Source organism: Mesorhizobium sp. M1227, from assembly GCF_040318315.1.
Taxonomy (GTDB): domain Bacteria; phylum Pseudomonadota; class Alphaproteobacteria; order Rhizobiales; family Rhizobiaceae; genus Mesorhizobium.
In genome coordinates this window covers 275,440-289,668 of sequence record NZ_JAMYLZ010000002.1, presented here as the reverse complement: position 1 = coordinate 289,668, position 14,229 = coordinate 275,440, and the positions used below count along the sequence as shown (strand labels likewise).

Genomic DNA, 14,229 nt, shown 5'->3' with positions numbered 1-14,229 from the left:
TTTTGAACAATTCTAAACTAGCTTCTAGAAAGACGCTCGCCCTGCGTCAAGGCCAGAGGAAAAGTTGTTCCGGGCGCCGCGCAATTTATGCCAAGTGGAGTATTTCATGCCTGAGGTCATTTTCACCGGTCCGGCCGGCCGCCTGGAGGGTCGTTATCAGCCCTCGAAGGAAAAGAGCGCGCCGATTGCCATCGTCCTGCACCCGCACCCCCAGTTCGGCGGGACGATGAACAACAAGATCGTCTACGACCTCTTCTACATGTTCCAGAAGCGCAATTTCACCACGCTGCGCTTCAATTTCCGCGGCATCGGCCGCAGCCAGGGCGAGTTCGACCACGGCACCGGCGAATTGTCCGACGCCGCCGCGGCGCTCGACTGGGTGCAGTCGCTGCATCCGGATTCCAAGAGTTGCTGGGTTGCCGGCTATTCGTTCGGCTCGTGGATCGGCATGCAGCTTCTGATGCGCCGGCCGGAGATCGAGGGCTTCATCTCGGTCGCGCCGCAGCCCAATACCTATGATTTCTCGTTCCTGGCGCCATGCCCGTCGTCCGGCCTGATCATCCACGGCGACGCCGACAAGGTCGCGCCGCCCAAGGACGTGCAGGGCCTGGTCGACAAGCTGCACACGCAAAAGGGCATTACCATCACCCAGAAGACCCTGCCCGGCGCCAACCATTTCTTTGCCAACCATGCTGAGCTTCTGATCGAGGAATGCGCGGACTATCTCGATCGCCGGCTGGCCGGGGAACTGTCCGACCCACGGCCGAAGCGGCTGAGATAATCGGCGATGTACCAACCGCCTCACTTCCAGGAAACACGGCCGGACGTCCTGCACGGGCTGATCCGGGCGCATCCGCTTGGCCTGCTGGTGTCGAACGGCGTCGAGGGGCCGGTCGCCAACGCGATTCCCTTTCTTCTAGACGCGGATGTGCCACCGAACGGCAGGCTGCGCGCCCATTTGGCCAAAGCCAATCCGCAATGGCGGCTTTTGGCCGACAATCCCCTGGCGCCGGTACTGGTCGTATTCCAGGGCGCCGATGCCTATGTGACGCCGTCCTGGTACGAGACCAAGCGTGAAACCGGCAAGGTGGTACCGACCTGGAACTACGCCATCGTCCAGGTGCGCGGCAGCGTCACGGTGATCGAAGACCAGGATTGGCTGGCCGAGCAGATTTCCGATCTGACGATGTCGCAGGAGGGCAGCCGCTCGGCGCCGTGGGCGGTGACCGACGCGCCGGCGCCCTTCATCCAGTCACAGATCAAGGGCATCGTCGGCCTGGAGATCGAAATCACCGAAATCAGCGGCAAATGGAAAGTCAGCCAGAACCGCCCGGCCGCCGACCGCGTCGGTGTCGCCGAGGGGCTCGAGAGCGAGACTGCCGATTCGGCCGACATGGTCCGGCTGGTAAGGTCTTACGGCGGGCTGGACGGCAAGTAATCTGGATTGCTTGCTCGACCGGTTCAGGCCGGTGGCGGGTTCAATCGACCTTGGTCATCGCCGCCTTGCGCTCGTTGGCGATCAGCCAGAGATTGCGGATATAGATCAACAGGCCCATGGCCTGGCCGGCGATGAACACCGGATCCTGACGCTGGATGGCGTAGATCAGCAGCAGGCCGCCGCCGAACAGCGAAAAGAACCAGAAGGCGATCGGCACGACGCTGCGCTTGGCCTTTTCCGACGCCACCCACTGCACCAGAAAGCGCATGGTGAAGAAGAACTGGGCGACGAAGCCGAGCAGAACCCAGGCATCGAATTGCTTGACGAAAACATCGTGAAGCCAGGTCGCCAATTCCTGAAGCACGTTACCCATGCCTGATTTCCTCTACTTTGGGCATTCTGCGGCGCCTGCGGCGCAGCCACCAGACGCCGGCAAGATCGAGCACGCCCTGCAGGCCGCGATCGAAGATGCCGTAATTCGATTTGCCGTGACGGCGGGAGCGGTCGACGACATCGCAATGGACGACGCGGTAGCCCTCCTGGATGACCAGCGCCGGAACAAAGCGGTGGGTGCCGTCGAAGAACGGCAATTTCCGCAAAATGTCGGTGTAGATCGCCTTGAGGCCGCAGCCGGTATCCCGCGTCTCGTCGTGCAGGATGGCTTTTCTCAGCCCGTTGGCGAAACGCGACGCCAGTTGCTTGATCTTGCTGTCGCGGCGCTTCAGACGCTGTCCCTGCGCGGCCCCGACTTCGGGACCAGCCTGCCGCAGCGCGTCGATCAACACCGGGATATAGCCGGGGTCGTTCTGGCCGTCGCCATCGATCGTGGCGACGATATCGCCGCGCGCCGCCCAGGCGCCTGAGCGCACCGAGAGCGACTGGCCGGCGGATTTTTCATGCCTGAGATGGCGCAGCGGAAACCGGCGAAGCGCTGCCTCTGCGGCAAGCACCGAAGGCGTATCGTCTGTCGAGCCGTCGTCGACGACGATGACCTCGAAGTCCCGCCCGGCCATGGCAGTGCCGATCTCGTCGAGCAGAAGCGGCAGGTTCGCCGCCTCGTTCCGGCAAGGAATGACGATGGATATCTCCGGCATCTCGACTCTGTCACAGGATATGGCATTCGATCGATGCCGCGCGGTCCAGTGGAAGAGCCCCGCTGGCGCGGCGCCTCATTACGCCAGCCGAAACAATGACGCAAGCAGGCCGCACGCTTGGGGTTCTCCCTTCTCCCCTTGTGGGAGAAGGTGGCCGCGCGAAGCGCGGTCGGATGAGGGGTGTTCCAGCTTGGCAACGACGGCACTCCGTCCAGCACCCCTCAACGTCTTGGCGCTGCGCGCCAATCCACCTTCTCCCACAAGGGGAGAAGGCAAGAGGGTGTCGCAAAACCGGATTCCACTTTTGCTGATCGCGCTTGAGTGCTAAACGCCCGCCTTCATGCATAGCCGAGCCGCGTTCGGCCGGAAGCTTTTCGGGAAAGAAAATGTCCGCCTTCAAATCCGATTTCCTGCGCACGATGAGCGAGCGCGGTTTCATCCACCAGACCTCGGACGATGCCGGCCTCGACCAGCTTTTCGCCACGGAAACGGTGAGCGCCTATATCGGCTTCGACGCCACCGCCAGGAGCCTGCATGCCGGGTCGCTGATCCAGATCATGATGCTTTACTGGCTGCAGCAGACCGGCCACCGGCCGATCGCGCTGATGGGCGGCGGCACCTCGATGATCGGCGATCCGTCGTTCAAGGACGAGGCGCGCAAGCTTTTGACGCCGCAGGACATCGATGACAATCTCGCCGGCATCCGCCGCAACTTCACGCCCTACCTCAAATTTGGCGGCGGCCCCAACGACGCCGTCATGATCAACAATGCCGACTGGCTGATGGACATCAACTACGTCAATTTCCTGCGCGATGTCGGCCGGCATTTTTCGGTCAACCGCATGCTGGCCTTTGATTCGGTCAAGCTCCGGCTGGAGCGCGAGCAGTCGCTGTCGTTCCTCGAATTCAACTACATGATCCTGCAGGCCTACGACTTCGTCGAGCTCTACAAGCGCCTCGGCTGCCGGCTGCAGATGGGCGGCTCCGACCAGTGGGGCAACATCGTCAACGGCATCGATCTCGGCCATCGTATGGAAGGCGCGCAGCTCTATGCGCTGACGACGCCGCTGCTCACCACCTCGTCCGGCGCCAAGATGGGCAAGTCGGCCTCGGGCGCGGTCTGGCTCGATGCGGAGATGCTGAGCCCGTACGAGTTCTGGCAATACTGGCGCAACACCGAGGATGCCGATGTCGGCCGTTTCCTGAAGCTCTACACGACCCTGCCACTCGCCGAGGTCGCACGCCTCGAACGGCTCGGCGGCTCGGAGATCAACGAAGCCAAGAAGATCCTCGCCACCGAAATCACCGCCATGCTGCATGGCCGCGAGGCGGCGGAGGAGGCCAGCGAAACGGCGCGTAAGACGTTCGAAGAAGGGGCGCTCGCCGAAACACTGCCAACCGTCGAGGTGGGCAGGACCGATCTTGAAGCCGGCGTCGGCATATTGTCGCTGTTCGTCACCGCCGGGCTGGCCGGGTCCAACGGCGAGGCACGGCGGCATATCCAGGGCGGCGCCGTGCGCCTCAACGACCAGCTCGTGGCCGACGATCGCAGGATGGTGACGCTGCAGGACCTTGGCCCGGAAAACGTCGCGAAGCTGTCGCTCGGCAAGAAGAAACACGTTCTGGTGCGGCCGGTCTGACCAGGGCCCGGTACTTCCTGTTAGATCTTTTCCGAAACCGGTTTCATCTTGCGGCGCTTACCTTCGGTTCGGAATCACCGCCGAGGTTAATCAGCTAGCTCCCGAGAATGGCTGAGGTGCCATTCGTCTCATCGATCGGATCGAGCAGGTAGCGCAAATAGCGGACGTTCTGCGGCGCTTCGATGAACGTCTTGTTCGAGGCACGGAAGCGGACTTGCGGCTTGGAGGCTTGGAGGCTTGGAGGCTTGGAATGTGAGAAGCGGACGTTCAGGCGCCCCCATGCCTCGACGCGATCTGACCCATTCACGACAGTCGAAATCACGGTGAACGGGTCCGCTTGCGCCGGTAAAGCGAACGTACGACGTGCTACGAATCTCGCCTGGCTGGTCCTGGGCGGACCAGAGGAGCTAACGTCTATGCTATAGCCCTCCATGGCCCTCCTGAATCCCTGGGTTTGGACACCAGTTCGAGCGGAACGCCAGAGAGATGCCCTGAGGCGCTGCTGTCACGTGGGATGGCTGCCTCGCAGGCGCCGCCCTCCGATAGCTCATGGGCGGCTTGAGGCGGCGATCGCGGGATAGTCGGTATAGCCAGCGGAGCCGCCGCCATAGAGCGTCGCCGAGTTGAACTCCGTCAGCGGCGTGCGCGTCTTCAGCCGTTCCACAAGGTCGGGATTGGCGATGAACGGGCGCCCGAAGGCGAAGAGGTCCGCCTTGCCCTCGGCGAGCCGCGACGCCGCGAGGTTGAGGTCATAGCCGTTATTGGCGATATAGGTATTGTTGAAGCGGCGGCGGAGCGATCCGAAGTCGAACGGCGCGACATCGCGCGATCCGCCCGTGGCGCCCTCGACGACATGGATATAGACGATGCCCAAAGCATCGAGTTGATCGACGATATAGTCGAACTGCGCCTGGGGGGCGCTGCTCGAGACGCCGTTGGCGGGCGAGACGGGCGAAATCCGGATGCCGGTGCGCTCTGCGCCGATCTCCTCGACCACCGCAGTCGCAACCTCCAGCATCAGCCGGGCGCGGTTCTCGACCGATCCGCCATAAGCATCCGTGCGGACATTGGCACCGTCCTTGGCGAACTGGTCCAGCAGATAGCCGTTGGCGCCATGAATCTCGACGCCATCGAAGCCGGCCTCAATGGCGTTCGCGGCTGCTTGCCGGAAATCGTTGACGATCCCCGCAAGCTCGTCGTGCGCCAGCGCGCGGGGCTCCGAAACCTCGACAAAGCCGTTGTTCACGAACGTCTTGGTCGCGGCCCGGATTGCCGAGGGCGCGACGGGCGCGGCGCCGTTCTCCTGCAGATCGACGTGCGAGACGCGGCCGACGTGCCAGAGCTGCAGGAAAATCCGCGCGTCCTTGGCGTGCACCGCGGTCGTGACCTTTCGCCAGCCGTCGATCTGAGCCTGAGAATAGATGCCGGGCGTGTCCTGGTAACCTTGTCCCTGCCGCGAGATCTGCGTGGCCTCGGAGATCAGCAGGCCGGCGGAGGCCCGCTGGCCGTAATACTCGGCGGCAAGGTCGCCCGGAACGAAGCCCGGGCCAGCGCGATTGCGCGTGAGGGGCGCCATGACGATACGATTGGAGAGCGTCAGCGAGCCGAGAGAATAAGGCTCAAAAAGTGCTTTGTTGGTCATAGGTTTGTCCCTGCCGCGACGAGGTCGTTATCAAATGGTTTCGTTGGTGCTCAGGCGACCTTGCGGTACCGCTCGGCGGGATGTTCGTTCCGATAATTCGGAAGCATGGCCTGGCGCGCGGCCTGAAGCGCATCCCACTGCCCGGCATCGGGAAGCGGCGGGATGGTCACCGGTTCGCGGCGGTCGAAGCCGACCAGCGCCGCATCAACCAGATCGTCCACCTCCATCACGTTGGAGAGCGTGTTGATGTCGGCGCCGACGTGGTCCCAGATCTCCGTACGCGTCGTGGCGGGCAGCACGGCCTGGACGTAGACACCCTTCGGCGCGAGCTCGAGGCTGAGCCCCTGCGACAGAAACAGCACGAAGGCTTTGGTTGCGCCGTAAACCGTCATCCCGAACTCCGGCGCCAGCCCGACCACGGAGCCGATGTTGACGATCGACCCTTCGCCAGCTTTCGCAAGACGCGGGGCGATGGCGCTGGCAAGTCGCAGAAGCGCGGTCGTGTTGAGCGCAACGAGCCGGGCGACGTCATTGGTACTCTGCTCGATGAAGCTTCCGCCGATGGCTGTTCCGGCATTGTTGACGAGAATCCCGATGCGGGCGTCATCGCGCAGCCTCGTCTCTACCGTTGCAAGCTCGGCAGGCTGCGTAAGATCAGCCTGGATGATATCGATCGCAACGCCAGTTTCCTGACGGAGCCGGGCTCCCAGTGCCTCCATTCGTGCCACGTCACGGGCAACCAGCACGAGGTCGTGTCCGCGGCGGGCGAACCGTTCGGCATAGGAAGCTCCGATGCCCGTGGAGGCGCCGGTGATGAGGACTGATGGAATGGTGGTCATGGCATTGCTCTTTTCTCTGATGGAACCTATATTCATGACGATCATCATGATTGCGGCTAAATATGATGGGCATCATGTAAATGTCAACGGGGCCGACGGAGAATTTTGAAATGAAGGTCAGTCGAGAGCAGATGACGGAGAACCGTCACCGGATATTGGATGCGGCCAGCCGGCTGTTTCGCGAGAAGGGGTTCGACGCGGTCAGCGTGGCGGAAGTGATGAAGGCCGCCGGGCTCACCCATGGCGGCTTCTATGGCCATTTCAGTTCGAAGGACGACCTGATCGCGCAGACCCTTGCCCACGTCCTCGCCGCGGACTCAGGCGGAGGGGGCGATCTTCGCGCTTATGTAGGTTCCTATCTTTCGCCCCGGCATCGCGACAACTGCGCCGGCGGTTGCCCGACGGCGGGCCTTGCCGCAGCCATCCGCCATCAGACCCCGGCTGCACGCTCGGCCATGACGGAAGGCCTACGATCGCAGATCGACCGTATCGGCAAGGCGCTCCCGGAGTTGGATCCGGCAGACAGACGCCGCGCGGCGATCGGAAGCTGGGCAGCGATGGTGGGGGCAGTAATCCTCGCCCGGGCGATCGACGATCCCGCGCTCTCGGATGAAGTGCTTGAGCAGACGCGTGCCTGGGTCGATGCCGGGATCAGCCAAGTGTCTGCCAGCTAGGTGGTCTGCGGCAGGAGTGCTCTTGTCGAGAGCAATGCGGCTATCGGCGTTGGTTGGGTGGCTATCTTGCAGAATATCGCACGGCAGCGTGCAATCAGCGGGATCCGCGGACCAAGAGGGTTTCGAACTTCCCTGTTGAGGGAACCATGCTGTCGCCCAATTTCCGCTAAACTGGCGAATGAAGCCGTTCAACGGCAGAACATCGAATGACCGCTCCTGGCGCAACTACGCCCTCAAGCGCGATCGCCGGTGATGTCCGCTGTAAGGCGGTGGCACAACTAACTTTAACGGCCGACATTAGGCGCAAAGCGGCCATTTAGGCCCGGGCGGACGTCAGTCGCCTTTGGATCATGGGCGTGAATTCGCGGGGCGGACGAGCGGCCGCTTAAGATCAAAACTCGGTCGCTCGAGGTAATTGGGTTTTGACCTCAGCGATACTCGAAGATCGACCTGAAAATCCCGGGCGCTATCACCGATAGCGGATTGACCTCCAGGTTCGGCTTGTTGGCGTTGCCCTTGAGCCTGTAGGTGACGCCGATCAGGCCGCGGTCGCGGCCGTTGCCGAGCAGTGCGCCGATCAGCGGCAGTTCGCCGAAGATGCGGTTTACGCCGTAGGCCGGCATGAACGTGCCGGTCATGTCCATATTGTTGTTCTGGTCGTAGAGCGTGCCCTGGAAGGTGGTGCCGATGCGCGAGCCGCGCAGCACGCCGTTGCGCAGCTTGAGATAGCCGCTGCCCTTATCGATCTCGCTGAAACCGCGCTCGAACTTCACCCTCGACGTGTCGAGATTGCCTTTGACCGCCTCGTTGAGGCTGCGGTTGTCGCCGGCCGGCGTCGTCGACACGATCGAGGCGAGCTTCGGCTCATTGACGACAAAGAAGTTCTTGGCGTCGACCTGGCCTTTCATCGGACCGTCGCCGGCCCCGGTGAGCGCCAGCGTGATCGAGCCGCCTTCCATATGCTCGTAGATGTTGAGGAAGCGCAGTATGGCGCCGGCGTCGGCCGACTTCATGTTGAGCGTGCGCAGGCCGCCGCCGGTCGTGTTGCTGATGGTGATGGCGGCTCCCGAACTTGCCGTGGCGCTCACCTTGAGCCCGTTCACCCGGGAGCCTGCGGCGCTGTAGTCGAGTTTCAGATTCGACAGCACCTCGTCGTGGAAGCCGGTCAGGGAGCTGACGTCGGCGCTGACCGAGATCGCATCGACGCCGGTGGTCTTGGTGGCGGTATCGACATCGGACGTGAATTGCTTGATCAGCGAGCGTGCGTCCAGCGCGCTGCCGCTGACCTCGACCGCATAGGCTTTGCCCGACCGCTTCACCGAGACGGCGACGTCGTCGCCCCTGTTCAACGTGACCTTGCTGAACCGGGCCGAGGACAAGGCGCCGTTGACCAGCACGGCGCTGCCGTCGATGGAGAAGGTCTTGCCGTCGAGTTCGAAATTGGACAGCGTCGTGGTGTCGCCGGTCTTCGCCATGGCGAAGACCACCTTGGCGGGAATGCCGGGGCCCTTGCTCCAGCCGGCCCAGGGAATGTCCAGCCTGGCATTGGTCAGGTCGGCCGACACGTTCTGGTTGCCGGTGCCACTCTTGTCGATCGCCACCTTGATGGTTCCGGAAAGCAGCGTCGACAGGCCAGGCATGGCGGTGGCGCGCGTCTTGTCGTCGAGCACCAGCTCCACTTTACGACTGCGCGGCGGGCCGCCATCCCTGAGTGGCTCGATCAGGTCGAGCTCGGCCGGAATGCCGTTGAGCAGCGCCTTGGCCGAGATCACCGCCCGGTCGGGCGCGACCGTGATCGAGCCGTCGGCATGGCTGACCGTCTGGCCCTCGAACGGCTTGCCCAGCGACAGGTCCTTGTAGTCGAGCGCCACCAGCCAATCGAGTTTGGAAGAGTCGACACCGGACTGCAGCGGAATATCGGCCTTGACGTGGCCGGTCACCGTGCCGGACAGGTCGTCCGGCAGCAGGCCGACATGGCGCATGGCGTTGATCGGGTCAAAGGATGCCAGCTCGGCGATTGCCGGCGCCTCGCCGGCGACATCGATGTCGAGCGCGCCGATCACCGGCGGATGGTTCGCCGCCTTGACGGTGAGCGTGCCGTTGCTCGCCGCCACCGTGCGGCCGCTCGGCATATAGACGCTGCCCGACGACAGCGCGACGTCGACGTCATTGCCGTGGAAGCCGACGACGCCGACGGCATCGCGGATCGGCGGAATGCGGCCGGCCGTGTCGAAGCGCGATCCTTCGACCTGGAATCGGCCGAACACTTCATCGGCCGAAAGTGGCACGCCGTTGCCGAGCCGTCCGGGCACGACCTGGAACTGCAGGCTGCCATCGACGACGCGGCCGCCGAACAGGTTCTTGAGCACCCACAGCCTGGCATTGCGCGCCGAAAACCAGGGCCATAATTGCTTGACGTGCGAGACCGGCATGTCGTGGACATTGAGCGCCACCGATATGCCCGGCGCCTGGTTGGCGACGAATGAAACCGAAGCCGTGCCCAGCACTTCGCTGCCCGGTCCGGACCGGACGCCGATCTGCTCGGCGACCAGCTTTTGGCTCGTCGGCTGGTAGACGCCGGCAATACGGGCAATGAAGCTGAGCGCCGGCTCCGGCGAATCCGAAGGCGCCAGGGTCGAACCGTCGCTGGTCAGGTCGTAACGATAGGATGGCTCCTCGCCCGCTGCGCCGGTAGCGGGCTTCGGGCCGATCGAACCGGCGAAATCGAAGGTCGAGCGGCCGGTTTTCACCAGCAAGCTTTCGACCTGGATCTTGTTCGACCCGGCGACGAGCGTCGCATCGAGATCGATGTCGGCCGGAAGCAGGCCGCGCGAACCGAGATTGAGCACCGACCCGGTCAGTGACAGGGCAGCGGTCAGCCGCGAACTGTTGTCGCCGGTCCCTTCCGACCCCGCCAGCTTCAAGGCGATCGCGCCCAATTTGCCGCCTGCTGCCGCAGCTTCGGCATCCGCCGCCTGGATGCTGGCATCCAGCGTGGTGATGCGTCGCGTCGCCGGATCGCGGGTGGCGGAAGCGGCGATGGTAAGTCCCCTGCCGTCGACATCCGCATCGGATGAAAACTCCATGCTTCCCGGTCCCGTCTGCGACACGGAGGCGTCGGCGATGGTGACCGACTTGACCGATCCGGTCTCGGGCAGTGCCAGCTCGACGTTGCGCAGATCGATCTGGCGCATCGAATCCACGCGCACCGCATCGAGCGCGCGGTTGACGTTGGCGAAGACGGCGGCGGAAAGTTTTTCCGGATCGATGAGGCCATCCTGGTTGCGCAGCCCGGCCGTCCAGTCGCCGCCGGACGGCATCGCGGCCATGACGATGTGCGCGTCGGAAATCCGGGCGCTGGTCAGCCGTACCTCGCCCGAAAGCAGCGGGATCAGCCGGATGCCGAAGCGGACCCGGCCGGCATCGGCCATCGGTTTGCCGTCGGCGGTCTTGAGGCTGACGTCGCTGACCTGCAGCGCAATGAAGCTCGACCCGTCAAGCGTCAGCCGGGCCGGCCCGACGGCAACGTCGACATCGAAGCCGGCCAATCTCTCGATTGCCGTTTCGGCTTCCGCGCGAAGCCGCTCCGAGCCGAAGCCGGACACGCCGATCGCGTAGACGCCGGCGCCAGCCAGCAGCACAAGGGCGACAAGGCCGGCAAACAGCCGCGCCATCAAACGGACGCCGCGACCGATCGACGCCTGGCCGAGCGGCGGGACGCGGCACGCGGACGGAAAGGTTCCCAGGTCGGTGATCTCGTCACGCCTGAACCTGATCTTCTCGTGCTGCGGTAGCTCCTGATCCACGCAATCTTCCGTTGAAACGAATTCGATCGTGGACGAATCCCCGCTCGACATTATATCGATGCAGCCTGGCGCGTAACCTCAAACAAGGGCATCGGTATGGCTGGCCTCGACGTGGGCGATGTTGCGCCGCAGTTCGATCTTCCGCGCGACGGCGGCGGTTCACTCAGCCTCGCCGCATTGCTGGGAAAACCCATCGTACTCTATTTCTACCCACAGGACGACACCACAAGCTGCACCAACGAGGCGATCGGCTTTTCGCAGTTGAAGCCGGAGTTCGAAAAGGCCGGCGCTGTCGTCATCGGGCTCTCGCCGGACAGCGTCAAGAAACATGACAAATTCAAGGCGAAATACGATCTGAGCGTCAACCTTGTCGCCGACGAAGAGCGCAAAGTGATCGAGGCTTACCATTTGTGGGTGGAAAAGAAGCTCTACGGCCGCACCTATATGGGCGTCGAGCGGGCGACGTTCCTGATCGGCCGGGACGGACGCATCGCCAGGATCTGGCGCAACGTCCGCGTCAAGGGGCACGCCGAAGAGGTGCTGGAGGCGGTTCACGCCCTTTGAGAGCTGCGCCAGGCCGCTGTAATTCGATACCCGTTTTGCGCGAAGACCTTTGCCTGTCGTTCGATCGGCAAAACTTTGTTAACCCTAATAATGTGTAATCAGGCTTGTCGTTGGTGTCGTAACGAAAGCTTGGTCCCGTGAACGTAGCCAGTCAGTCAGCGGTCTTCGGCAGACGCAGAGAGCCCCACACGGTCATCATCGCCCGGGGCGACCAGATAAGGCATTTCACCATACGCCCGTGGCTGGCTGCATTTTGCGGCTCGGCGCTGGCGGCGGTCGTCATCGGCTACCTGCTGGCGACCTCCTATCTGGTGCTGCGCGACGATCTAATCGGCGCCACGACGGCGCGGCAGGCGCGCATGCAGCAGACCTACGAAGACCGCATCTCGGCACTGCGCAGCCAGGTCGACCGCATCACCAGCCGCCAGCTACTCGATCAGCAACTGATGGAAACCAAGGTCAGCGAGCTGCTGGAACGGCAGAGCCAGCTCAGCCTGCGTCACGGCCGTCTCGGCCCGATCCTCGAACGAGCCGAAAACGAGGTCGCAACGCCGCCCATGCCGACGGCAAAGCCGGACGAACATGCCGACGCGACCGGCAGCATCCAGCCGACGGCCTATTCCGTCGCCAGCCTTGCCGCCCCCCTTGCCGCTCCTGTGGGCGTTGACGACACCAGGCCGTTCTCGCTGTGGTCGACCCGCGCCGATCCGCTGCCGAGCGAAAGCGCGGCCGACCGGGCAGACAAGCTCTTCGTTTCGATCAACAACTCGCTGAAGGCCATCGAGAGCCAGCAGCTCACCCGCATCGCCACACTTGCCGACAATGCCTACAAAAGCGCCGACGCGATCTCGCAGGCGCTCGAGGCCGCCGGCCTGCCCGTTGATAGCGAATTCGAAAAGAGCGACGTTGGTGGCCCGCTGATACCACTCGACAGCTCGTTGGTCTTCGACAGCAAGGTCAAGGAGTTGGACGAGGCTCTTGACGCGCTGGATCATCTTAAAAAGGAAGCGCGCCGGCTGCCGCTCGCCAACCCCGCCCCCGGCCGCAGCGTTACCAGCCCGTTCGGCGTGCGCACCGACCCCATCCTCGGCACGGCCGCCTTGCATTCCGGCATGGATTTCAGGGCGCCGGTCGGTATGCCGGCCAAGGTCACGGCAGGCGGTGTCGTGGTCAAGGCCGGCTGGAACGGCGGCTACGGCCGCATGATCGAGGTCGACCACGGCAACGGTTTTGTAACGCGTTACGGGCATCTCAGCGAAATCGACGTCGCCGTCGGCCAGAAGCTCGATGCCGGAGACGTCATCGGCAAGACCGGCAACAGCGGCCGCTCGACCGGCCCGCACCTGCACTACGAGGTCCGCCACAATGGCGAGGCGATCGATCCGCTGCGGTTTTTGACCGTCGGCAAGAAGGTCGAGCGGTATCTGTAGAGCCGGCGATTCATTCGGCGTGAAGCCGGCGCGCGGCCAACCGCCCGCCAGGCAATATCAGAGATAGATCGCATTCAGCCCTCAGCAGCGGCCATGAACGCGCCGAGCCGCCGGTTGAACGGCTCACCGGTCTGCTGAACGCTGTGCCCCGCGCCGGCGATCACGGCACGATCGGCACCAAGCACGTTTTCGAGCACGTCGCAGACGGCGTCGAATGCTGCGCTGTGCCCGCCGGATACCACCAGTTTCGGGAACGGCGCATCGGCAAGTTGCCGAAGCGGAATTTCGGCCTCCCATGGCCCGCGTTCGACGACGAGCATGGCCGCGCCTTGCGCGAGCGGGGGCGGCAGCGGGTCTGGCAATTGTGTCGCCGAGCCGACCAGATGGAGGAACTGGCGCAAGAAAAGCGCGGGATCGTCGCGGGGTCCGCTTTGCCAGTGGGCCTTCAGGCGCGTCACGAGTTCATTGACGGCAACATCCCCGCGCGCAAGGTCAAAGGCCGGCGGCTCGATCACCGTGAGCGAACGGATTGCTCGCGGGCGCATCGCTGCTGCAAGAAGAGAGATGACGCCGCCATAGGAATGCCCGACCAGATGGACGCGGCTTTCGCCCCAGAGGTCATGCTTCCGATCGAGGAATCCGGCGACCAGTCCGGCGTCGACGACGAAATCCTCGCGTTCGGCAGGGGAACTTGATCCGTATCCGGGCCGGTCGACCACAACCAGCTTCCAGCGCTCCGCAAGCGGTAGCTGCGCGGTCCATGTCATCATGCCGTTCGTGACGCTGCCGTGGACGAACAGAACCGGCGGCCCGTCGCCGCGCACCTCATAGCCGAGATCAATCCCGTCGAGGGTCAGCTTCGGCATCGCATCTCCTCCCGCAGACCGACGAGAGCAAGTATGCTCCCTGCAACGGAAAGGCGCAACGAACTCCGATCCCTGGCCGGCTCACAGCCGGTTCCGAAATGGGCTTCAGGGCGCTGATCGGAATGCCGGTCAAAGGTCATGCCTGGCGTCCCGTCCAGCCGGTGGCGCTTCATACTGGAAAATTGCCAGAGTTGGCCCATCCGCCGGCGGGCGCGAATCCGCCGGCGTTAGAAGGC

At 63.6% G+C, this 14,229-nt stretch carries 12 protein-coding genes; 6 read left to right on the top strand and 6 right to left on the bottom strand.

The window, feature by feature from the left end:
* Positions 1-106: 106 nt before the first annotated feature.
* Together NKH28_RS04665 and NKH28_RS04660 are read left to right on the top strand one after the other, a co-directional pair.
* Positions 107-781 carry an alpha/beta hydrolase gene (locus tag NKH28_RS04665; protein ID WP_023674683.1) on the top strand — a complete coding sequence of 225 codons (675 nt, stop codon included), beginning with the start codon at positions 107-109 and terminating at the stop codon, positions 779-781.
* Between the two features lie 6 nt (positions 782-787).
* A complete protein-coding gene (locus tag NKH28_RS04660; RefSeq protein ID WP_352836343.1) occupies positions 788-1,438 on the top strand; it encodes an FMN-binding negative transcriptional regulator in 651 nt (216 codons plus the stop codon).
* A gap of 40 nt (positions 1,439-1,478) precedes the next feature.
* On the opposite strand, the gene NKH28_RS04655 is transcribed toward NKH28_RS04660, so the two are convergent.
* A complete protein-coding gene (locus NKH28_RS04655; protein WP_023674681.1) occupies positions 1,479-1,811 on the bottom strand; it encodes a lipid-A-disaccharide synthase N-terminal domain-containing protein in 333 nt (110 codons plus the stop codon).
* Positions 1,804-2,532 carry a glycosyltransferase family 2 protein gene (locus tag NKH28_RS04650; protein ID WP_352474713.1) on the bottom strand — a complete coding sequence of 243 codons (729 nt, stop codon included), beginning with the start codon at positions 2,530-2,532 and terminating at the stop codon, positions 1,804-1,806. Before NKH28_RS04650 ends, NKH28_RS04655 begins: the two co-directional genes overlap by 8 nt.
* Positions 2,533-2,918: 386 nt before the next feature.
* Here NKH28_RS04650 and tyrS point away from each other — a divergent pair, with 386 nt between their 5' ends.
* On the top strand, positions 2,919-4,172 hold the full coding sequence (gene tyrS / locus NKH28_RS04645; protein ID WP_352977977.1) for a tyrosine--tRNA ligase: 1,254 nt from the start codon (positions 2,919-2,921) through the stop codon (positions 4,170-4,172).
* A 547-nt stretch (positions 4,173-4,719) separates the two neighbouring features.
* Here the strand turns inward: tyrS and NKH28_RS04640 are convergent.
* Positions 4,720-5,814, bottom strand: a complete 1,095-nt coding sequence (locus tag NKH28_RS04640) for an alkene reductase (protein WP_352471941.1) — start codon at positions 5,812-5,814, stop codon at positions 4,720-4,722.
* A gap of 50 nt (positions 5,815-5,864) precedes the next feature.
* On the bottom strand, positions 5,865-6,653 hold the full coding sequence (locus tag NKH28_RS04635; RefSeq protein WP_352472053.1) for an SDR family NAD(P)-dependent oxidoreductase: 789 nt from the start codon (positions 6,651-6,653) through the stop codon (positions 5,865-5,867).
* A gap of 110 nt (positions 6,654-6,763) precedes the next feature.
* Here NKH28_RS04635 and NKH28_RS04630 point away from each other — a divergent pair, with 110 nt between their 5' ends.
* Positions 6,764-7,327, top strand: coding sequence for a TetR/AcrR family transcriptional regulator (locus NKH28_RS04630; RefSeq protein ID WP_352472054.1), 564 nt, complete (start codon positions 6,764-6,766; stop codon positions 7,325-7,327).
* 428 nt (positions 7,328-7,755) lie between these two features.
* Here the strand turns inward: NKH28_RS04630 and NKH28_RS04625 are convergent, their stop codons facing one another.
* On the bottom strand, positions 7,756-11,133 hold the full coding sequence (locus NKH28_RS04625) for a hypothetical protein (RefSeq protein ID WP_352833260.1): 3,378 nt from the start codon (positions 11,131-11,133) through the stop codon (positions 7,756-7,758).
* Positions 11,134-11,229: 96 nt separating this feature from the next.
* On the opposite strand from NKH28_RS04625, the gene NKH28_RS04620 reads away from it, so the two are divergent.
* Together NKH28_RS04620 and NKH28_RS04615 are read left to right on the top strand one after the other, a co-directional pair.
* Positions 11,230-11,697, top strand: coding sequence for a peroxiredoxin (locus tag NKH28_RS04620; protein WP_352471944.1), 468 nt, complete (start codon positions 11,230-11,232; stop codon positions 11,695-11,697).
* A gap of 137 nt (positions 11,698-11,834) precedes the next feature.
* Complete coding sequence (locus NKH28_RS04615) at positions 11,835-13,127, top strand: M23 family metallopeptidase (protein ID WP_352977975.1); 1,293 nt, start codon at positions 11,835-11,837, stop codon at positions 13,125-13,127.
* A 74-nt stretch (positions 13,128-13,201) separates the two neighbouring features.
* Here NKH28_RS04615 and NKH28_RS04610 read toward each other — a convergent pair whose 3' ends face one another.
* Positions 13,202-13,993 (bottom strand): alpha/beta fold hydrolase, encoded by a 792-nt coding sequence (locus NKH28_RS04610; protein WP_352977973.1) that lies wholly within the window; start codon positions 13,991-13,993, stop codon positions 13,202-13,204.
* Positions 13,994-14,229: the final 236 nt, after the last annotated feature.